This window comes from Enterococcus sp. AZ140 (genome assembly GCF_051714405.1).
GTDB lineage: Bacteria > Bacillota > Bacilli > Lactobacillales > Enterococcaceae > Enterococcus_B > Enterococcus_B pernyi.
The window spans coordinates 850,035-871,234 of the sequence record NZ_JBIORU010000001.1 but is presented as its reverse complement, the minus strand read 5'-3'; the positions used below and the strand labels follow the sequence as shown (position 1 = coordinate 871,234).

22 protein-coding genes are annotated in these 21,200 nt (G+C 38.9%); 2 read left to right on the top strand and 20 right to left on the bottom strand.

Features of this window, described 5'->3' with window-relative positions:
* The 3 genes from rsmH to IGJ39_RS04125 all read right to left on the bottom strand — a co-directional run bounded on the left by rsmH (window position 1) and on the right by IGJ39_RS04125 (window position 1,952).
* Window positions 1–960: a 16S rRNA (cytosine(1402)-N(4))-methyltransferase RsmH gene (gene rsmH, locus IGJ39_RS04135; RefSeq protein ID WP_065095669.1), complete on the bottom strand. Its 960-nt coding sequence runs from the start codon at window positions 958–960 to the stop codon at window positions 1–3.
* Between the two features lie 21 nt (window positions 961–981).
* The gene (gene mraZ, locus IGJ39_RS04130; RefSeq protein WP_029594184.1) at window positions 982–1,413 is read right to left on the bottom strand and encodes a division/cell wall cluster transcriptional repressor MraZ; all 432 of its coding nucleotides are present in this window, start codon (window positions 1,411–1,413) and stop codon (window positions 982–984) included.
* 170 nt (window positions 1,414–1,583) lie between these two features.
* Complete coding sequence (locus IGJ39_RS04125) at window positions 1,584–1,952, bottom strand: DUF3397 domain-containing protein (RefSeq protein WP_019724001.1); 369 nt, start codon at window positions 1,950–1,952, stop codon at window positions 1,584–1,586.
* Between the two features lie 209 nt (window positions 1,953–2,161).
* Between IGJ39_RS04125 and IGJ39_RS04120 the strand changes: the two genes are divergently transcribed.
* Both IGJ39_RS04120 and IGJ39_RS04115 read left to right on the top strand, forming a co-directional pair.
* Complete coding sequence (locus tag IGJ39_RS04120) at window positions 2,162–3,118, top strand: magnesium transporter CorA family protein (protein ID WP_010735988.1); 957 nt, start codon at window positions 2,162–2,164, stop codon at window positions 3,116–3,118.
* A gap of 71 nt (window positions 3,119–3,189) precedes the next feature.
* Entirely contained in the window at window positions 3,190–3,306 is a 117-nt protein-coding gene (locus IGJ39_RS04115) for a DUF4044 domain-containing protein (RefSeq protein WP_010735989.1), read from the top strand.
* Window positions 3,307–3,387: 81 nt separating this feature from the next.
* Here the strand turns inward: IGJ39_RS04115 and IGJ39_RS04110 are convergent, their stop codons facing one another.
* The 17 genes from IGJ39_RS04110 to IGJ39_RS04030 form a co-directional block, all read right to left on the bottom strand.
* Complete coding sequence (locus IGJ39_RS04110) at window positions 3,388–5,427, bottom strand: hypothetical protein (RefSeq protein WP_195475893.1); 2,040 nt, start codon at window positions 5,425–5,427, stop codon at window positions 3,388–3,390.
* A gap of 145 nt (window positions 5,428–5,572) precedes the next feature.
* Entirely contained in the window at window positions 5,573–7,819 is a 2,247-nt protein-coding gene (locus IGJ39_RS04105; protein WP_195339125.1) for a hypothetical protein, read from the bottom strand.
* 818 nt (window positions 7,820–8,637) lie between these two features.
* Window positions 8,638–10,317 (bottom strand): DNA repair protein RecN, encoded by a 1,680-nt coding sequence (gene recN / locus IGJ39_RS04100; protein WP_066026046.1) that lies wholly within the window; start codon window positions 10,315–10,317, stop codon window positions 8,638–8,640.
* A 17-nt stretch (window positions 10,318–10,334) separates the two neighbouring features.
* Window positions 10,335–10,784, bottom strand: coding sequence for an arginine repressor (locus IGJ39_RS04095; protein WP_010735995.1), 450 nt, complete (start codon window positions 10,782–10,784; stop codon window positions 10,335–10,337).
* 99 nt (window positions 10,785–10,883) lie between these two features.
* On the bottom strand, window positions 10,884–11,705 hold the full coding sequence (locus IGJ39_RS04090) for a TlyA family RNA methyltransferase (RefSeq protein ID WP_010735996.1): 822 nt from the start codon (window positions 11,703–11,705) through the stop codon (window positions 10,884–10,886).
* Between the two features lie 8 nt (window positions 11,706–11,713).
* The gene (locus IGJ39_RS04085; protein ID WP_066026047.1) at window positions 11,714–12,601 is read right to left on the bottom strand and encodes a polyprenyl synthetase family protein; all 888 of its coding nucleotides are present in this window, start codon (window positions 12,599–12,601) and stop codon (window positions 11,714–11,716) included.
* Entirely contained in the window at window positions 12,598–12,825 is a 228-nt protein-coding gene (locus tag IGJ39_RS04080) for an exodeoxyribonuclease VII small subunit (RefSeq protein WP_195339126.1), read from the bottom strand. Before IGJ39_RS04080 ends, IGJ39_RS04085 begins: the two co-directional genes overlap by 4 nt.
* 1 nt (window position 12,826) lies before the next feature.
* Window positions 12,827–14,167, bottom strand: coding sequence for an exodeoxyribonuclease VII large subunit (gene xseA, locus IGJ39_RS04075; protein WP_010735999.1), 1,341 nt, complete (start codon window positions 14,165–14,167; stop codon window positions 12,827–12,829).
* On the bottom strand, window positions 14,164–15,018 hold the full coding sequence (locus IGJ39_RS04070; protein WP_195339127.1) for a bifunctional methylenetetrahydrofolate dehydrogenase/methenyltetrahydrofolate cyclohydrolase: 855 nt from the start codon (window positions 15,016–15,018) through the stop codon (window positions 14,164–14,166). Before IGJ39_RS04070 ends, xseA begins: the two co-directional genes overlap by 4 nt.
* A 94-nt stretch (window positions 15,019–15,112) precedes the next feature.
* Window positions 15,113–15,562: a transcription antitermination factor NusB gene (gene nusB / locus IGJ39_RS04065; RefSeq protein WP_010736001.1), complete on the bottom strand. Its 450-nt coding sequence runs from the start codon at window positions 15,560–15,562 to the stop codon at window positions 15,113–15,115.
* The gene (locus tag IGJ39_RS04060) at window positions 15,555–15,980 is read right to left on the bottom strand and encodes an Asp23/Gls24 family envelope stress response protein (RefSeq protein ID WP_010736002.1); all 426 of its coding nucleotides are present in this window, start codon (window positions 15,978–15,980) and stop codon (window positions 15,555–15,557) included. Before IGJ39_RS04060 ends, nusB begins: the two co-directional genes overlap by 8 nt.
* A gap of 213 nt (window positions 15,981–16,193) precedes the next feature.
* Window positions 16,194–17,258, bottom strand: a complete 1,065-nt coding sequence (locus IGJ39_RS04055; RefSeq protein WP_195339128.1) for a M24 family metallopeptidase — start codon at window positions 17,256–17,258, stop codon at window positions 16,194–16,196.
* 152 nt (window positions 17,259–17,410) lie between these two features.
* Window positions 17,411–17,656 (bottom strand): GlsB/YeaQ/YmgE family stress response membrane protein, encoded by a 246-nt coding sequence (locus tag IGJ39_RS04050; protein WP_010736004.1) that lies wholly within the window; start codon window positions 17,654–17,656, stop codon window positions 17,411–17,413.
* 77 nt (window positions 17,657–17,733) lie between these two features.
* Window positions 17,734–18,108 (bottom strand): DUF956 family protein, encoded by a 375-nt coding sequence (locus IGJ39_RS04045; protein ID WP_019724013.1) that lies wholly within the window; start codon window positions 18,106–18,108, stop codon window positions 17,734–17,736.
* Between the two features lie 315 nt (window positions 18,109–18,423).
* On the bottom strand, window positions 18,424–19,338 hold the full coding sequence (locus IGJ39_RS04040; protein ID WP_019724014.1) for a PTS system mannose/fructose/sorbose family transporter subunit IID: 915 nt from the start codon (window positions 19,336–19,338) through the stop codon (window positions 18,424–18,426).
* 16 nt (window positions 19,339–19,354) lie between these two features.
* Window positions 19,355–20,161, bottom strand: a complete 807-nt coding sequence (locus IGJ39_RS04035) for a PTS mannose/fructose/sorbose transporter subunit IIC (protein WP_010736007.1) — start codon at window positions 20,159–20,161, stop codon at window positions 19,355–19,357.
* Between the two features lie 32 nt (window positions 20,162–20,193).
* Window positions 20,194–21,165, bottom strand: coding sequence for a mannose/fructose/sorbose PTS transporter subunit IIA (locus tag IGJ39_RS04030; RefSeq protein ID WP_010736008.1), 972 nt, complete (start codon window positions 21,163–21,165; stop codon window positions 20,194–20,196).
* Between the last annotated feature and the right edge of the window lie 35 nt (window positions 21,166–21,200).

Sequence of the window (21,200 nt, the reverse complement as noted above, 5' to 3'; positions counted from 1 at the left end):
CTACTCCTCTTTCTCTCGTATTTTTTCAGCGATACGCAATTTTGCACTACGAGAACGATTGTTTTCTGCCAATTCTTCTTCAGATGGCAACATCGGTTTTCTCGTTATCACTTTTAATTCAGGTTGGAACTCATCAGGTACGACCGGCAACCCTGGTGGTAAATCTTTGACCGTACTATATTCTTTGAACATGTTTTTGACGATCCGATCTTCTAATGAGTGGAAAGTGATCACACTGATCCGGCCACCGACCTTCAATAAGCGGATTGCTTGCTCTAAAGAGGCTTCCTCCGCACCTAGCTCATCATTGACTGCAATTCGCACAGCTTGAAAAATGCGTTTTGCAGGATGACCGCCTTTTCGTCTTGCTGGGGCAGGAATCACCTGTTTGATGATTTCTACTAATTCCCCGGTTGTTTCAATCGGATGATCTTTTCTCACCCGTTCAATTTCTCTGGCAATTTGTTTTGAAAATTTTTCTTCTCCATAACGAAAGAAGATCTTTACTAATTCGTTGTAAGGATATTCGTTGATCACATGATATGCTGACAAAGGTGCCGATTGATCCATTCGCATATCCAAAGGCGCATCTTGATGATAACTGAATCCACGTTCTGCTTCGTCTAATTGTGGCGAAGACACGCCTAAGTCGTAAAGTATCCCATCGACCTTAGGTACGTATTCAGTCAAGCGCTCTTCAAGCTCACGGAAATTTGCTTTGATAAAAGTGACCATACCTTTTTCGACATACTCAGCCAAACGGATTTTTGCGTGATCGATTGCTATTTGATCTTGATCAAACGCATAAAGATGACCCTCTGTATTCAGTTGGCTTAATAAGTATTCGCTATGCCCGGCTCCGCCGAGTGTACAGTCCACATAAATTCCGTTCGGTTTGATTGCAAGTCCATCTACCGTTTCTTTTAACATGACTGTATAGTGTTGAAATGTTTCAGTCATTGGTCAGCCTCTTCCTATTTCTTATAATCCGAAATCAATCATATTTTCAGCGATTTCATCAAAGTTTTCTTCCGCAGCTTCTGAAAATTCTTGCCATTTGGCTTCATCCCAAATTTCGATCCGGTTTGACACACCAACAATGACACACTCTTTCGTTATTGTTGCGTAGTTTCTTAATGTATTAGGGATATTGATACGTCCTTGCTTGTCCAACTCACATTCTGTAGCTGCTGAGTAGAAAAAACGGACAAAGGTTCTAGCGTCTTTCTTTGCTAGGGGCATATCATTGAGTTTCGACTCTAATTCGTTCCATTCGCTCATCGGATAGCCAAAAAGACAGCCATCTAATCCACGAGTCAACACGAATTGTTCGCCTAATTCTTCGCGCAGTTTTGAAGGCACGATCAAGCGACCTTTTGCATCAATATTATGCCGAAATTCGCCCATTAACATCGAAACTACCCCCAATCCTCCACTAACTAAAATCAGTCTACCACAATCCCCCACTTTCTACCACCTTTTATGGGAAATCTGAGAATAACTTTTTGATTAGTAAAAAAAATTTTAACAATCAGGCTGCTAAAAGATTTTTTAAAGTCTTTTAACAGCCTGATTGCGCCATATTAGAGAAACGAAAGGATGTTTAGGACGATCAAAACGATATACATGACTAATGTCACCAAAAAAGTAAGACGCCAAGTCATTTTGAAATAACGTGAATACACAAGTTCGTCATAGTAATAAGCTTGGAATAACGCGATACAGATTGCCATTAAAAGGATGGTGATCAATAAAAAGGGCAAAAATGAAGACGTAGCGGTATTACGAGACAATGCGTGGATGCCTCCCCACAAAAAAGGAACGGCTAAATCAGGTGCTTTGACTTTGAAACGACGAGTCAATGCAAACATTTTTACTAGAAATTGACAACCAAAAATCACGATTGCCGGAAAGATGTACCAAAACAATACAAGTGGTGAAAAACTGCCCATTCGACAAATCTCCTTTTTTATCGTTGCGTTCAGTATACGTGATTTAGTTTACACAACGATTTCATTTAGTTTAAATTTATACTGTTTTATTATTTTGTTGCAGCCATTTTTTGACCAATCAAGATTGATGATCAGTGGGTAGTCTCTTTCAATGTGTTCTTTTCAAGAATTGGTTATAATAGAAGAAAGAAGTATTGAGGAGGTTCCCAATGATAAAGTATTTCACACTTGAAGACCAGAAATTGGTTGATTCCATGGAAGAAACGGCTGAAACCATTTGGTATTGTGTCGAGCGACCAACAGAAGAAGAAATCAATCAATTGATCAAACAGTTCCAAATACCTAAAGATTACCTCACGTCTGTCTTAGACGATGCAGAAAACTCCCGGGTAGAAGAATTTAATCAAGAAAAGCTAACAAAACCAGCATTAGTATTATTACAATACCCTTTTCCAAAAACTAGTCCTAGCGGATATTTCCAAGTAGATACTTATCCGTTTTCGATTATTCTCACGCCCAAAAAGAAGCTTATCACAATTACGAATCACGAACCACTTTTTTTGAAAAAAGTCTTTCATCAAACGTTTCAAAGAAACGATCTTTCGACAACTCTAAATATTTTTATGCAGTTACTTTGGCAGATCACTCAGTCCTATAACACCTATCTCTCTACCTTACTTGCCCAATGCGATCTGTTGGAGACACAACTAAAAGTGTCAACTGAAAATAAACAATTGTATCAAATCATGGATATCCAAAAAAGCTTGGTTTATTTCAAAGAAGCGACTGCCTCGAATCTTGAAGCGTTACAACAATTAGCCGAGAACCAATCGGTAAAAAATAATCACGCGATGATGAATCACCTCAGAGACGTGATCATTGAAACAGAACAAGCAAAGACCACCGCTCGTATCCGCTTGAAGCTTGTCGAACAGATGAACCAAACTTTTTCAGCCATTATTTCAAACAACTTGAATAATATTATGAAAATTTTAACTTCTTTAACGATTATCTTAACGATTCCAACAATCATTGGAAGCATTTACGGCATGAACATTAAACTACCAATTGCCGAAAGGGATGATGCTTTCCTTTGGTTGATACTATTGACCGTGATCATTTCACTTCTGACCACTTATTATTTAAAAAAAGGTAAGTTTTTATAGAGATGCCCTCTTGTAGAATCAGTGAAAAGCATGTAAAATCAAGATAACAATAATAAATCGAGGTAATCACGATGCGAGAAAAAAAACAAACAAGCACTTTTGCGAAAGTCACAAAATTAGTGATTTGGACAATGTTGATTTTGACAATCGGTTCAGTCGTTCTAACTGCTGTAATCAGTGTTATGTAAAAATAATGGAGGTTGCGCCAAATTTGGCGCAACCTCCATTTCCTGTTATTAGCTGTTATCAAGAGTCTGTCACATTGATGACTACATACTTAAACTAACCTCTTTTTTGTTTGTTCTTTGTTGCTGCCTTGCTTGATTCGATATATTTTTATGTTGGCTTTTTACTCTCGCATCACTTGTTAGCATCGAAAAACTTTGCTTGTTTTCATTTCGAACTCCAGCCCCCGACCGTGTTGAATGACCCACTTGTTCGAATCTTACTTGATTACTTCCTTCTTTTTGCTTTTTCTGATATTGAGCCCCACTATTCTCTAAGGTTGACACTTTTTTACCTGTTGCTGTTTGAGTAGATTGTTGATTCATCAAAGTATTGGGCAATGGATTCGAATGTCGATTATTTAAAGCCAAATTCTGCCGAGAATTTTTCTGTGTTCCTATCATAGCTTCTTTAAATTTATTAAAGTTTTTTTCTAATCTCGTATCGAAATTATTCGGATCGATTCCCACCTCTTTATTAGTCGTCATTCTTTCCACACTGTTTGCCAGATGTGAATTTTCGCGATCTGCGGACATTTCTCTTTGATTCTTCACTCTATCTGGCTCATCCCATTGCTTTATCATCCCTCTTCTTCTTTTTAAGTACTCTTGTTCTAATTCTTTCTTACTTGAAACAGGGATATCAGTAGCCTGAGGATGAAGAATTACCTCAGTATTTTTGAAATTGCTCATTCCAGGCTGAGAATCAAATTGACGTTGATTGGATTGGCTTGAAATCTTCGCTTCTGGCGTAAGCCCTGAATTTTGCTCATCCCTCAGGTTTTTGTAACTTGCTATCTCCTTCGATAATCTTTTAGATAAATCATGGTTCGTAAACACATTGATTAGCGTTTTTGTTGCATCCAAAATTTGAGTTGCAAAATTTTCTTGTCCCAAACTATGGTCAGAGGAAGTAGGTTGATCAAACGATTGGGGTGATATATTGTCTTTATTTGCTTTCCCTAGGTTAATAGTAAATAATTGGAGATCAGGTAATGCAAAAGACATCAAATTTGAAACATACGACAACATGGATTGATCCTTTGCTCCTTGCCCACCACCTCTATCAGTTGGTGTTTCATATTGCTTGAAAAAATCAGTAAAGACTTTAGTTACTTTATCCCAAAATGCCTCGTTTATCTTGGGAGGGTGATCCAATCGTTCAAGTGCTGTGCTAGGCTTGGACATTTCCTCAAACGTTTTTTTAACTGGTCCAATCGCTGTTTGAGGCTTCTGGGCTTCCCCAAATGGTAGATTTACTTGTCCAACCGCTGTCGGGGGCTTCTGGATTTCCTCTAAAGGTAGGTTTGCTGTTCCAACCGACGTCGGGGGCTTCTGGATTTCTTCTAAGGGTAGATTTGCTGGGCCAATCGACGTCGGGGGCTTCTGGATTTCTTCTAAGGGTAGATTTGCTGCTCCAACCGACGTTGGGGGCTTCTGGATTTCTTCTAAGGGTAGGTTTGCTGGACCAACCGACGTCGGGGGCTTCTGGATTTCTTCTAAGGGTAGATTTGCTGCTCCAATCGACGTCGGGGGGTTCTGGATTTCCTCAACAAAACCTTTCAAAGTATTTTTAATTTGTTCTGCAGCATTTTCTGCTGTAAGATTTCTAAATTGGCTTCGCTGATTTAATGTTCTTCGTGATCTCTGAGGAACATTTTTATTAATATCCTTTTTATTTGAAACCATTAAATTGTTAAGTTCAACGTCCCAGTGGTTAAGTGTATTTTTTAAATCAATTGTCATGTTGTGAGGGGAAACGTTATTGCTCTGTGTATGACTAGTTGTGATGTTGGAGGTACGTAGATAATCCATTGATTGTTCGGAAGTTCTTTTCATTTCGTTGTTTTTTTCTTTTGGTACATTCAATCGATTAGGGCCATGCGCAACCACTGGTGTTAACATACTTAACACACTGGTTGCGTATACCGCTCCCGTGAAAGCAGAAAATTTCCCTCTATTCAGATGAAATCTTCTTTGATTACTCAGAGCCCTTAACTCACGCTCTAACCCATGCGGATCTTGCTTGTCTATAACACTGTTGTTGAATCGTCCTATTCTCTCGTTATGATTTTCTCCTGGCATTCCTTTCACTCCTTCTATTTATTTAATTGGCATTAATTATTTACCGTAGTTAACATTCTGTTTTCCCGTTAGCCTTGATAACGTTTGTGGTAGAAAAGTACTACTATCCTAATTTTTTAGTCATCTTTTTATTGTCTTCAATTAACTATATGCTCAAACTTGGTTCTTTTCGATTTGCTCTTGGACGCTGTTTTTCTTGATTAATTATATTTTGACTTTTTACTTTAGCATTCCCTACAAGCATAGATAACCTTGGCTTATTTCCGTTTTGTTTTTCAATAAACGTTTGTGGATTTTTATCAATGTTGTTTTTTTCTTTGGCTGACGAAAATTGATCGATGCTTAGCCCATCTGAAAACTTCTTAAAGATTCCTGGATTCTCTATATTCGTTAGTCGATCGAGTGATTCTGCTCTCTGATCCCCCTTGGATGATCTGGCTTCAAATTTAGGCGTTCCATAAACAAAAGAAGTCACATCTTTTTTTTTGCTGCTCGTGCCGTGTACCAACTGATCATATAGTTCCCTTGACTCTTTTTTAATTGGTTCTAAACTTTCCTGTGACAAATGAGACTTTTCTTTTTGCCAAGAATCGATCCCATTGCTTGCTATATGATGTTCTTCTCTCAATCTAAAGTCTGGAATTGGAATGTCTTTTGTCTGGGATGAAGGAGCTTGCTGTAAATCTTTCAAAAAATCCTTCAATTCTGCGGGGAAATTCTGTCCATCCGATGATTCTATCATTTTTAAAATATATTCACCTGTCCGCGTATCTTTTAAATCAATAGTTTTTTGATTCGCCAAGCTGTGATACAGATCCTGTGATTTATTTTGAGACGGTTGCGTAGGAATCGCCTGTTGATATATTTCAGCCTTAGAACGATAAGGGTATGCTTGCTCTCCGAACTTGATTAGACTTTCTCCTATACCGTGTGTTAAGCTTTCTTCGTTTTCACCTCTTATATTTCTTGCTTCAAATACAGGATTATCATTGAGATTGCGCAGTTTAACTGTGTCAATTTCTTTTTCTCCATGCGTTGTAAAACTGACCTCTGAATTCGGATTATCTTTTGTTTGGGATGAAGTGGCTTGCTGTAAACCTTCTACAAATTCCTTTGTCATTCTCTGTTTTTCCATATAGATTGTCCGATTAGGTGAGTCTGTTCCCTGATTTCGCTTGGATGGTCTTGCTTCAAACTTAGATATGTCATCATTTTGAATACTCTTCAAACTTTGTATTACCTTATCCTGTAGTTCAATCGTCGATTTCTGAGTTGTATCTACACCTTCCTGTGACAAGTGATACTTTCCTTTTTGCCATGACGCTATTCCAGTGCTTGTTGACTCATTTTCTTCTCGCAATCTAAAATCTGAATTTGGACTATCTTTTGTTTGGGATGAAGAGGCTTGCTGAGAACCTTCTACAAATTTCTTTGTCATTCCCTGATTTTCCATATTAGTTGTTCGATTACGAGAGTCTGTTCCCTGATTTCGATTGGATTGTCTTGCTTCAAACTTATGGATTTTATAAACAAAAGAAGTCTCATCTTTTTGAATAGTATTCAGACTTTTTACTTCCTGATCATGTAGTTCACTTGTATCTTTCTTAATTGAATCTACACCTTCCTGTGACAAGTGAAACTTTTCTTCTTGCCAGGAAGTATGCCCATTATTCGTTAGCTCATTGTCTTTTGTTTGGGATGTTTGCTCTTGGTTGGATGATCTTACTTCAGACTTAAACATTTCATCTTTTTGAATACTATTCAGAATTTTTACTCTCTGATCATGTAACTCACTTGTGAATTTCTTGATTAAATAGGAGGATTTCTTGGAGAGCGCACGCTGTTGTCTTGGATTGATCTTTCTACTTTCATTTAGGGATTGTTGCAATACATCACTTGTATTGCGAGATGTATTGCCCTTATATTCACTTGATTCTTTACGTTTAAATTTCAATTTCTTTTTAGAAACATACTCACTATTAAATTGTTTAGGAACCGTATCTGTCACATTAGCTAGCCCATTTGATGCTAGAACGTTTTGATCTATACTGACTTGGGGAATGCTCTGTAATACATTACGATAGCTTTGAGTTGCATTTGCTCTAGTATTTAAATCAAACGAAGGATTTTCTTGATTTCTTTCTCCAAATGAAGTGCTTGTATTTCCTACAGTTCGATCATTCCTTTGATTTATCGGCTGTAGTGTTATATTTTGAAGAATACCTGTCGAATAATAAAGATAAGAAATAATTGGGTTTGCTCTCACATTTAGGGATTGATTCCCTGCGCGAATAGCTAATCTATTCAAATCTTCTTGAACATTTGTCTTATTGTTGTCATGCATTCGATTGATGAATCTGCCGCCTGTTTCTCTAAAATCAACTCCTGGCATATCTTACACTCCTCGCATTTTTATGTATTTGTGGTATTCTATTCATCTTTCTTAGAAAAGCTTCTAAAAGTGTACGGATGTTTCTAAAACAGCTATCTACAAAAAAATTTTTTAGACGAATTATCTCTTCCTTTCCTAATAGTTATTTTCTATGAGTAACATGTGACGTAACCACCATTTGAACAAAGACAGTGAACCAGAGATACTGCATTTGCTATTTCTATAATAGAAACCCTCAGCGGAAACAACTCATTTGCATAGACGAGATCAAGGTACTTTTAGTGCCAGCATTTTACAATAATCAATGATACTTTTTCTTGATTTATGAATATACACAAAAAGTATCTACATTAGCGAAAAAATATTTTATACTATTTCTTTGTGCCATCATTTACTGTTAAATCCACGTATCTATTATCTATCCTCACCATTCAAACCGTTTATTCTAACAAAAAGAATTATTTTCAATAATCATACGTTCAAACTAATTTATGTGTAGTGCTTTTTTTTCAAACATAATCAAAAACTGGGAAAACATTACTACTGAATTTATCTTTTCATCATTGACCAAAATTTTTATGATTAGTAAAAGTATGTCTTTGTAAGCGGATTAACTATTGATTGAATATCGATAGTTCTTGGATTTAAAAATTTCACTCTCAAAATCATAAAAAAAGTATAATAAAATACAATATAAAAATAACTAATTATTTTTTCTGTTGGGAAAGATTTCAACTGTTTTGTTACCTCTATTCCTTAAAAAAGCAAAATAAAATCACCCTAGCCAATGTAGGCAAAGGGTGATTTTTATTTTTTATTTATTTTTTCGCCAAACGTAACAACTCTTTGGCGTGTTCGATCGTTAAAGGCGTGATTTCACTTCCCGCTAACATTCGTGCGATTTCATTTTCTCTTTCGGTTGCGGCTAATTCGGCGACGGATGTTTGTGTTCTTCCACCGACGACTTCTTTAACAATGTAATATTGATAATCCGCTACCGCCGCCACTTGAGGAAGATGCGTGATACAAAGTACTTGGGAATATTTGGATATTTTCAATATTTTATCCGCAATGGCTTGTGCCACTCTGCCACTAACACCAGTATCAACTTCGTCAAAAATGATACTAGTCACACCTTGTTCCGAAGAAAAAATGGTTTTCAGAGCAAGTAATACTCGTGACAATTCCCCACCTGATGCTACCTTGACTAGTGGCTTCAATGGTTCTCCTGGATTTGTCGTGATATAAAATTCGACAATATCAAAACCTTGCTCATCTAAGCGTCCATTTGCTTGTGTTGAAAAACGAACTTCAAATTCGGTGTTTTCCATATAAAGACTCTTTAATTCGCGCAGAATTGACTGTTCTAAGTCACTGGCGATCGCTTTTCTTGCTTGATGGAGTTCTTCTGCACATTGAAACGCCCACTCTTCTTTTTGGGTCAGTTCATTCTTCATTTTATCAAGTTGACCTTCTGTAAAATCAGATGAATCTAATTCTTCTGTGATTTCTTCATAGTAGGCTAAGATAGCTTCAACTGAATCGCCATATTTACGCTTCAATTGACGAATCGTTTCCATGCGTTGCGTCACTTCTTCCAAACGATTCTCATCCAGTTCAAGCAGATCGATTTGCCTGCTCATGTCCCCTACTGCATCTTGCAATAAATAATAGGCACTCTGGATATTATCAAAAATTGCTTCATACTCTGAATCAAGGTGGGCAATACTTTGGATCTCGGAAACAGCCATTCCCACCCCATCAAGACTGCTTTGTTCGCCTTCACTGAGCGCCCCATAAGCAGTAGCTAAACCATCGACGATTTTTTGATAATTACTTAATTTATCGCGCTCTTCTCGAAGTTTTTCTTCTTCACCAACTTCTAATTGGGCGGCTGCGATTTCTTCTTGTTGGAAATTCAACATATCGATACGTTGGACATAGTTTTTTTCGTTTTGTTGGATCTTACGTACTTTTCTTTCAAGTTCACGATACGCTTGATAGGCTTCTTGGTACGCTCTTTTTTTCTGTTGGAATGTCGAGTCCCCAAAACGATCAAGTAACACAAGATGTGATTCAGGTTGTAATAGTTCCTGATGTTCATTTTGACCTTGGATATCCACTAAATAACTACCTACGCGTCGCAAATTCGCTAATGTCACGATATGTCCATTCACTCGACAAACATTCTTACCTGCTAAAGACATATCTCGACGGACGATCAGATTTGAACCATCGGACTCAATCCCTAACTCCTCCATCAAAGCTTCAAAACCTTCTTGTTTAGGCCATTCAAACAACCCTTCCAGAATACATTTATCGGCACCTTGACGAATATAATCACTTGATCCGCGACCACCTGCTAATAAGCCCAAAGCATCAATAATAATTGACTTACCGGCTCCGGTTTCTCCTGTTAATGCTGTCATTCCTTCATGAAACGACAAACGCAATTCAGGAATAATCGCAAAATTGGTGATACTGATTTCTTGTAGCATTGCAATCACTCCTTAGATTAAAGGTAATGCAGAAAATCTTTCTTTAATTGAACAGCATCTTCTTCCAATCGTGTGATCATCAACACATTGTCATCATCGTTGATAATCGAGAATAATTCTTTTTTGTAACGTTTATCGATTAAATTTGCAGCTGCAGAAGCATTGCCCGGCAAAGTCTTTAAAATAACAAATTTTTCCATCTGGTCAACTGCTACAAATGCGTCCTTCAATAATTTTTCTAGCTTTGTGCTCACATCTTCACTTGTTTCAGCAGGCAGACTATAGCGATAGCCACCATCAACTGCGGGAACTTTGATCAATTTAAGCTCTTTGATATCTCTTGAGATCGTTGCTTGTGTAACAGAAATCCCTTTATTTTTTAATATTTCAACAAATTCTTCTTGTTTACGTATATCTTGTTCATTTAGTAATCGAGTAATCAAACGATGTCGATCTTTTTTTCTCATGCTCAATCCGCTCCTTCACCAATCCTTCTTCTTTCAATGATAGCTTATTTTAAGCGCTTAATAAAGAAGAACTCATAGTCTTTTTTGTCAACTTCCAGACTACCGCTTATGCGTGAATTGTTCATGAGCCATTTCAACGATGTGAGCTGGATCAACGTTCGCATAGATTGTTCCTTTATCTGATACTTTTTTTAAGTGCGCTAAAAATTCAATATTTCCTTCTCCACCTGTAATAGGAGAGTAACTTAGATCTAATACATCAAACCCTTGCTCTGTGGCAAACGTCAAAATTTGTTCGATGACTTGTTGATGGGTTGTTGCTTCTCGAACAATGCCGTTTTTACCGACTGCTTCTCTACCTGCTTCAAATTGTGGTTTGATCAATGCAATGACTTCACCCTCTGGCTTCAAAATTGCATGTAATGGCGGTAGCATCAGCTTCAAAGAGATGAATGATACATCAATGACAGCGACTTCTGGTACACCTTGATCAAAGTCTTCAGGTTTTGCATAACGAAAGTTAACACGTTCCATCACGACCACTTTTGGATCTTGTCTGATTTTCCATGCTAACTGATTGTAGCCTACATCTAAGGCATAGCTCATTTTTGCTCCATTTTGTAAGGCAGCATCGGTAAACCCTCCTGTGGATGCCCCAATATCAAGCAATACTTTATCTTTGACTGTTAGATCAAATTGTTTTAATGCTTTTTCTAGTTTCAACCCACCACGAGAAACATACGGCAATTTTTTCCCTTTGACTTTTAATTCACTACTAACGGGGATTTTTTCTCCTGGTTTATCAAAACGTTCATTTTTTTCATTATAGATCAACCCTGCCATCACGGAACGTTTTGCTTGTTCCCTTGTTTCAAATAGCCCTTGTTTGACGGCTAATACATCTACTCGTTCTTTTTCCATCCTCTTCCTCACTTCTCATCAAATCGTTTGACCAACTGACGCAGAATCTCTCCATCAAATGAACAAACTTCTTGTTCTAACTCGGCAATGATCCTATTGGCGGAATGGATTTCTCGTTGCAACGCAGCTCTTGTCTGCTCGATCCCTAATAAGCGTGGATACGTATTTTTATCCGCTCGTTCATCCTTGCCAGCTGTTTTCCCTAATGCTTCTGTCGTACTAGTCACATCCAATAAATCATCACGGATCTGAAAAGCTAACCCAAGATGAGCGGCAATTTGTTGTAATTGTACCAAAACTTCTTCTGGTTGTTCTGCTAAAATCCCACCTGCTAGCAAAGCATAACGTATCAAACGTCCAGTCTTTCGTTCATGGATCAATGCTAGTTCTTCTAGCGTCAAATCTTTCGTTTCCCCTTGGATATCTGCCGCTTGTCCGGCAACCATGCCTTGGGTCCCAGCACTAACAGCCAATTGTTGCAATAATAACAATTTTGGTGAGTTCGCTAAGTGGGTCATGCTGATCAACTGGAAGGCACCCGTCAATAATCCGTCCCCTGCTAAAATTGCGATTGCCTCCCCATAGACTTTATGGTTGGTTGGTTTTCCTCGACGCAAGTCATCGTTATCCATTGCTGGAAGATCATCATGGATCAATGAATACGTATGGATCATCTCTAATGCTGCTGCTACTTGATAAGCTGAAGCATCGATCTTGGCATCAAAAGAAGCCACGGTTGCTAATAAAGCAAGTGGGCGGATTCTTTTTCCTCCTGCATGGATCGAATAGATCATACTTTCTTTCAAGCGTTCATCCGAAGTATATTCCGTAATGAAAGAAACCATTTCTTCTTCTACCAAAGGAAGGTGCGTCGCAGAAAAATCGGTTAGTTTCATTGTGTCCCCTCTTTCTCGTCAAAAGTGATCTCTTCATTCGTCTCAGTCATCATTTTTGTAAGGGTTTCTTCTGCTTTAGAAAGAGTATCTTGACATTGCTTACTTAATTCCATTCCTCTTTTGAACGCATCTAACGCTGATTTTAATGGAACGTCTCCTTGCTCTAATTGCATGACGATTTTTTCTAATTCTTGCAATGATTCTTCAAATGTTGGATTTGCCATCTTATTCTGTCTCCTTTTTGATCTGTTCCACTTTGCCTTTGACCTGTCCATCTGCATAATGAATGACTAACTCATCACCGACTTGGATCTCATCGACACTTTTTGCCACCTGATCATGCAACGTGGTGTAGCTATACCCTCTGCCCATGATTTTTAAAGGACTAAGTAAATCAAGTGATTGAACCGTCTGTTGAAACTTTTGTTGCTGTTGTTGCATATATTGGTACATTTTTTCTTCTAGTCGTTTTTCTAAGTAGCTTGTTTCTTGCTTGGCTGATTTCACTCGATAAATTGGTGCAACTTGTTGCAACTGATGACTTAAAGTCATGGTTTGTTTTTCTTTTGCATGGTAAATTTGTTGCGTTGCTTGATACAAGCGTTGTCGCAATTGGTCTAGTTTGATCGTTTGTCCCTCATAAAGTCGTTCAGGTTGGCGAAAGACATAGGATTGTCTTGAGCGGGCAAACCGCTCTTGTTTTCGTTGGATTTGGCGTAAAAACCCTTGCTCTAAGCGGGCTTGTCTTTCCTTGATCCGCATCAACTCTTCCGATAATACTGGAACAGCCAACTCAGCTGCTGCCGTCGGTGTCGCTGCTCGAACATCAGCCACTAAGTCAGCAATCGTCGTATCGGTCTCATGACCGACAGAAGAGATGCTCGGTGTTTTTGCTTGATAAATCGCACGAGCCACCCGTTCTTCATTGAAAGGCCAAAGATCCTCGATCGACCCACCACCACGTCCGATGATCATTGTATCGAAATTTCCTAACGCTTCAACGCGTTGGATATTGCGGACGACATCATCTGCTGCTTGGTTTCCTTGTACAACAGTTGGGAACAAAACAAGTTGTGCGATTGGGTAGCGGCGTTTGACCGTCGTGATAATATCACGAATGACCGCACCACTAGGACTTGTTAAAACGGCGATGCGTTTTGGAAATCTCGGCAATGCCTTTTTAGGTCCAGCAAATAGACCTTCTTTCATCAATTTCTCTTTTCGTTCTTCTAGCTCTTGATATAACGCACCGACGCCATCAGGCTCCATATGTTCCACGTAAATTTGATAAGAACCGCTGGCTTCGTAAAGGGAGATCCGACCGATCACCAACACTTTCATGCCCTCTTTTGGTTGAAAACGTAACTTTTGGAAAGCACCTTTGAACATGATCGCAGAGATTTTCGCGTGATCATCCTTTAAACTGAAATATTGATGCGCATTCGCTCGCATACGGAAATTCGAGATTTCGCCAGTTAGATAAACTCTTTCCAGATATGGATCTGCTTCAAATTTTCGTTTCAAATATTTGGTTAAGGTGGTAACTGTTAAATATTCTTGCGTCATAACTCTCCTCGCTCTGCTTCAGCTGATTGGACCGTTTGTGCCATCAACATCGTGATCGTCATTGGTCCTACTCCTTTAGGGACAGGCGTGATATAGCTTGCAAGAGGAGCGACTTCATCGAATTTGACATCGCCGATCAGTTTTCCATTCTCATCACGATTCATCCCCACATCGACAACTACCGCACCTGGTTTGACAAAGTCTTTTGTCACAAAATGGCCACGCCCAATAGCTACCACGAGTATATCTGCTTCACGAGCTAGCGCTGGAAGGTCCTTCGTTTTTGAATGAGCAATGGTGACTGTCGCATCAGCCATCAACAAAAGTTGCGCCATGGGTTTACCGACAATATTACTGCGACCGATCACTACTGCACGCTTGCCAGTCAAATCAATATTATATGCTTCAAACATCTTCATGATCCCATAAGGCGTACAAGGGATTTTATCTGGATTCCCTGCAAACAACCGTCCTAGATTCAACGGATGGAAACCATCAACATCTTTTTTCGGATCGATTGCTAATAACACTTTCTCTTCATCAATATGTTTTGGTAAAGGCAATTGCACAAGGATCCCATGGAACTGTGGATCTTGATTATATTTTTCAATTTCACGGAGAAGCTCATCTTCTGAAATTGTTTGACTATACCGCTCTACTTTTGAATAAATACCTAGTTGATTCGCTACTCGTTCTTTATTACGAACATAGACTTGACTTGCTGGATTTTCTCCAACTAATAAAACAACTAATCCGGGATTGATCTGTCGTTCATTAAGCTCTTTTACTTTTAACGCAAGTTCTGCTTGCATTTTTTCTGCTAATTCTTTTCCATTCATCAATTCTGACATACGATCACTCCCAGATATTTTTGCTTTCATTCTACCATATAAACCACTTGTAACATAACCAGATTTACTAACTATCATAGAAAAAAGCTAGGACTTACGCCCCAGCTTCTAATTCTTTTAACACATTCGATAACATACCATTTACAAACTTACGTGAACGGTCGTCACTGAATGTTTTAGCTAACTCGATTGCTTCATTCAATGCAACAGTTGCAGGCACGTCATCCACGTACATCATTTCGAAAATCGCGATTCTTAAAATAATCAGATCCATTTTGGAAATGCGGTTGATCCGCCAATTATTTTTTAAATGCTTTTCGATGATCGTGTCTAACGATGCTTTTTTTGCACAGACGCCACCAACTAGTGTGTCTAGATATACTGGAACAAATTCTGATTGCTCTTCATTGATCATCTCTTGATGGTCCAACTCGATCGCATTAAAAATCGCATCTTCTTTCGTCAGATCGGTATTGAAATCTAATGGGAACAATGCCTGTAATGCCATCTCGCGGATTTCGTGTCTTGATAACTCTTTATTCATTTTCTTCCTCTTCGTCCTCAAAAAGTTCATCGATTGCTGGTTGCTCCAATTTTTCTGGTACAACTGCTACGACATGGATATTGACTTCAGCTAATGCAATGTCGGTCATGAAAAGTACTTCTTGGTGAACACGATCCTGCATTTCCATCGCTACTTTTGGTACTGATACGCCATATTCTAAATAACAATATAAGTCAACTTTCAAACCTTCTTCGTCATTGACTAAATATACACCTTTACCATGCGCTGCGCGACCTAGCAATTCTGTGACATTGCTAGCAAAAGTCCCACGCATTCCGTAGACCCCTTCGACTTTAGAAGCTGCAATACCGATAATGACTTCGATCACTTCTGGTGCAATCACGATTTCTCCTAAATCTTGATTAGCATGTAAGACTAAGTTTTTTTCGTCTGCCATTTTTATTTATTCCTCCTTTTGCCTAGATACATCTTTCACTTCAAAAAGCGAAGTCATGTACCTAGGAAAACTGTCGCCTGTAAATCAGTCATGCGTGAAAAAACGCGCCGTTTACAATCGCTTGATTTCTCTTATAGTGTATCATTAAATGAGCCCATTTTCTATAACAAAGTCTGAGTTTTGACATTTACATTTATTGAAAAACGCTGATTATCACAAAATGATCAATTCTTTTGGTGAGTGAGTCAATACCCGGTTTCCTTCAGCAGTGATCAATAAGTCATCTTCGATTCGGACGCCACCGATTCCTGGTAAGTAGATTCCTGGTTCATCCGTAATGACATTGCCCACAACAAATGGTTTCTCTGCTCGCGCAGATACATTAGGACCTTCATGGATCTCTAAACCGATACCATGGCCAGTGGAGTGTCCAAATGCTTCTCCATAGCCGTATTTGCTGATGTAGTCTCTTGCTACTGCATCCAGTTGGATACCTGTCACTCCAGGTTTCGCTGCTTCTAGAACTGCCAATTGGGCATCTAAAACGATTTGATAGATTTCTTTCAATTGTTCTCCAGGATCGCCGATTGCAAACGTACGTGTCATGTCAGAAACGTATCCTTCATAGTAACAACCAAAATCGATCGTGATCAAATCACCTTGTTCAATGATCTTTTGGCTAGCCACTCCGTGTGGCATTGCTGAACGAACACCACTTGCCACGATGGTTTCAAAAGACACACCTGATGCACCTAGTGAACGCATATAGAAATCTAATTGATTCGCGACCTCGATCTCTGTCATCCCTGGTTGGATCATTTTAAGGATATGATCATAAGCCATATCAGCGATGCTACAAGCTTTTTCAATGATCACTAATTCATCTTCATCTTTTACTTCCCGTAATTCTTCGATCATGTCAGAAACTGGGATCAACTCTGCATCCAGTAATTCTTCCAATACTGAATACTCTAAAAATGAAACTGTACGTTCTTCAAATGCTAGATTCTTCAATCCTTCTTTTTGAGTCAAATCAGCGACTTCCTCAAAAATCGGCGCGACATTTTTGATGATCTCAAAACCTTGCGCTTGCGCAGCTGCTTGTTCTGTATAACGGAAGTCCGTAATAAAGAAGGCTTTCTCTAATGTGATGACCGCTAACCCAGTCGTTCCTGTAAAATTAGTCAAATAGCGGAGATTGTAAGGACTTGTCACTAAAAATGAATCTAGATTCGCTTCTCGCATTTTTTTGCGTAACTTTTCTACTCGTAACATCATGTGTAAATTCCTTCTTTCTTTGCACTCTTTTTATCATTATAGCAAACTTTCTTTTTTAAAGGCATAGGAAAGATAAATTCCTTCAATAGAAACGAACAAAGCGTTTTGGCTTGAGCTTTTCCCTCAAGTCAAAACGCTTTAGACTTTCATTTCTAAGATCTTTTACCAAAGAAAAATGAGACAACTGCAACTAAGATCACTGCCCCTAAAATAGATGGAATAAGTGCCATACCAGCAGCGCTTGGTCCCCAGTTGCCAAAAATCGCTTGACCGATCGTTGAACCAATCAAACCAGCAATAATATTTGTGATGCATCCCATTGAATTTCCTTTACTTGTGATTGCTCCAGCAATCGCTCCAATGATTGCACCAACAATCAATGTCCATAACCAACTCATCGTATAACCTCCCTCTTTACTCTTTAATTTTATCATAAGAAATAAATAGCAGGCAAACGATGAGGACTAACTACAAATCATTTACGCTTGAAAATACCGATCACGCCTCGCTTGACTACGTCGACCAAACTTAACGAGCGAACCATGTGACTTGGGTCAACATACTTACGGACTGCTCGCAAAACTTCCTTGGGATGCTTTGCAGAAAATGAATAAGTTCCGTTTTTCTTTGTGCGAATCGCAAAACGTGGAATCCATTTTCCTTTGAACATCACCGAGGCAATCACGACATCTACCTCTTCCCATGGGATCTGGACGAATTTCCGCGCATCACGATCATTGTAAAATTCAAAACCTTTATCACCGATCATGATCTTCCCATATTCTGCCACACCTAGATAAGATGTCGCATTCATCGTTAAGTCAACTTTTGTATTCAGGGATTGTACCATTTCAAGCACTCCATTTCTAATCAATCTAAAGTTACAGTACTTAGAAGTCGTACCGTTTCAATGATTTGGCTATTCGTTCAGCTTAGCCATCCTTTTAATTTCACGTTTTTTACTTCTATATCAAAGACATCTTATCATAAATAGTATACCTTTTCGAGCATAGATACTATCTCCAATAAACGGTTCTCCACAATCGTCCACCATTCGATCAGAAGAAAGCTGAAGTAAAGTCTCGTCGCATTCTATGAAAAAAGCTGCAACAAAAATCAATGATTGATTTCTGTCACAGCTTATTTAGTCTTTTATTGCCTTAGATTACATTAATCCGATCAAGTGGAAAACAATACCCACTACGAATAATCCAAGAATGATAACGATTGGTGAAACTTTTTTCTTCAATAACCACATACAGAACAATGTTAGTAACAACGCAGCTAATCCAGGGATCAAGCTGTCTAAGTTGTCTTGTAATGTTGTTACTTTGTAGTCAGATAGAGAAAGTCCAGCTGCTTGTTGTTCCAACGCACTCTTGATACCTTCTGCACCTGCAGGTAAACTACTCCAATCAATGTAAGCACCTTCGTCAAGTTTAACGCTTGATACTACTGGCGCAAAGCCGATTGATACCCAACGGTTAACTAATGAACCTAAGATGAACATACCTAAGATCGAAGCACCTTTAGTGATGTCTTGCAACAAACCACCAGATAAATCTTCTGTGATTTTAGAACCCGCTTTATAGCCGAATTCTTGTGTGTACCACATAAATGCCATACGGATGATATTCCAAGCGACGAAATAAATGATTGGACCTAAGATATTTCCAGCCATCGCTAGAGAAGCAGCTAGAGCTCCAAGGATTGGTCTTACTGTAAACCAGAAGACTGGATCACCGATACCAGCTAAAGGTCCCATCATACCAACCTTAACCCCTTGAATCGCCACATCATCAACAGGTGCGCCATTTGCACGTTCTTCTTCCAGTGCAAGAGTCACCCCTAGAATTGGTGAAGCAACATATGGGTGAGTGTTGAAGAACTCTAAATGACGAGTCAACGCAGCCGCACGGTCTTCTTTTGTTTTATATAATTTTTTGATCGCTGGGATCATTGAGAATGCCCAACCACCATTTTGCATACGTTCGTAGTTCCATGATCCTTGAAGGAAAGTCGAACGCAACCAAACAGAAATACGATCTTTTTTAGATAATTGAATTCTTTCTTCTGCCATTTCGTGAACGCCTCCTTTAATAGTTATCGATGATATCGCCTAGTGGGTCACCAGTGTTTGAGCTTCCGCCGTTACCTGAACCACCTTGTTTAGAAAGTGCCAAGTAAATAAGAGCTAAAGCAACACCGATTGCGCCTAGACCGATAAGAGTGATTTCTGATACAGTTGCCAATACAAAACCGATTGCAAAGAATGGCCATACTTCTTTTGTAGCCATCATGTTGATAACCATTGCGTAACCTACGGCAACGACCATTCCACCACCGATAGCTAAACCGTCTGTCAACCAAACAGGCATAGATTCAAGCAAGCTTCTTACTGGACCTTCACCAATAGCTAAGATCAAACCAGCAGGGATCGCAATACGAACACCTTGCATACAAATTGCAACAATATGCCATAATTCAACTTTTCTAAAGTTACCATCTTTTGCAGCAGCATCCATCAAATGAACAAACGCTGTCGCAATCGTACGACAAATGATTGTTAATAATAAACCAGCAACAGCAAGTGGCACAGCAATCGCGATTGCTGAAGAAACGCCGGCTGAACCTTGACCACCTAAAACTAAAATAATTGCAGATGCAACAGATGCTAATGCAGCATCGGGAGCGACAGCGGCACCGATATTTGCCCAACCTAAAGCGATCATTTGTAATGTACCACCTAAGATAAGACAAGGAACTAGATTTCCAGTTACTAAGCCGATCAACGTACATGCAACAACTGGTTGATGGAATTGAAATTCATCAAGAATTCCTTCCATACCAGCTAAAAATGCAACGATGATGACTAAGATCACTTGAATAATATTTAAATCCATGATAGTAATCCTCCATTTTTTCTGATAATTAATTAAGCACGATTTTTTAGTTCTTCTTGCGCTTTTTTCAAAATTTCATCCATGTTTCCTTTAGAGTCATTCGGTACTTTACGTACATCGAATTTCACGCCAGATTCTTTCAATTTATTGAATGAATCAATATCGTCTTGACTGAAAGCAAGTACTTTGTTCGGTTGTACTTTACCTGGAGAATGTGCCATTGATCCGACGTTCACTGTTTCTAATGGTACGCCACCTTCAACTGCACGCACGACATCTTGAGGATTTTCAAACAATAGCAATGCGCGTTGTCCGCCAAAGTGTTGATCATCTTTTGCAAGTTTGATCATTTGTTCAACTGGTACAACGTGTGCTTTTACACCAGGAGGTGCAGCTTGTTGGATCAATTTTTTACGTAACTCATCTTTTGCTACAGCATCAGATACAACGATGATCCGTGTTGGATTTGTTGTTTTTGTCCAAGCAGTTGCTACTTGTCCATGCAACAAACGTGAATCAATACGTGCTAAAACATAAGTGAACTTACCAGGTGTTCCTGAAGGTGCAGCTTCTTGTGCCGCAGCTTTTGTTTCTACTACTGGTTCTAATTCTTCCGGTTTGACTTTCACGCCTTCTTTTGCTGTTTCAATGATATGAGCAGCAATTTCATGTGCTGATTCCATTGAAAAACGTGAAGCATATGCTTCGATCAGCATAGGCAAGTTCAAACCACTTACGATTGCCCACTTATCTTTGTGTTCTTCAAATAATGTGTTTGATTGATTGAACGGTGTTCCGCCCCATAAATCAACTAAGAATAAGACTTCGTCTTGGTTATCGAAGGAAGCGACTGCTTCTTCTAATTTGGCTCTCAAGTCATCTGGACCTTCACTCGGTTGTAAAACAACAGCTTTGACGTTTTCTTGTTCGCCAAAGATCATTGAACCCGACTGTAAGATTCCTTCAGCAAATTGCCCATGACTTGCTAGGATAATCCCTACCATATTTATACCTCCTACTTCTTTTTGTTGTAACAAAA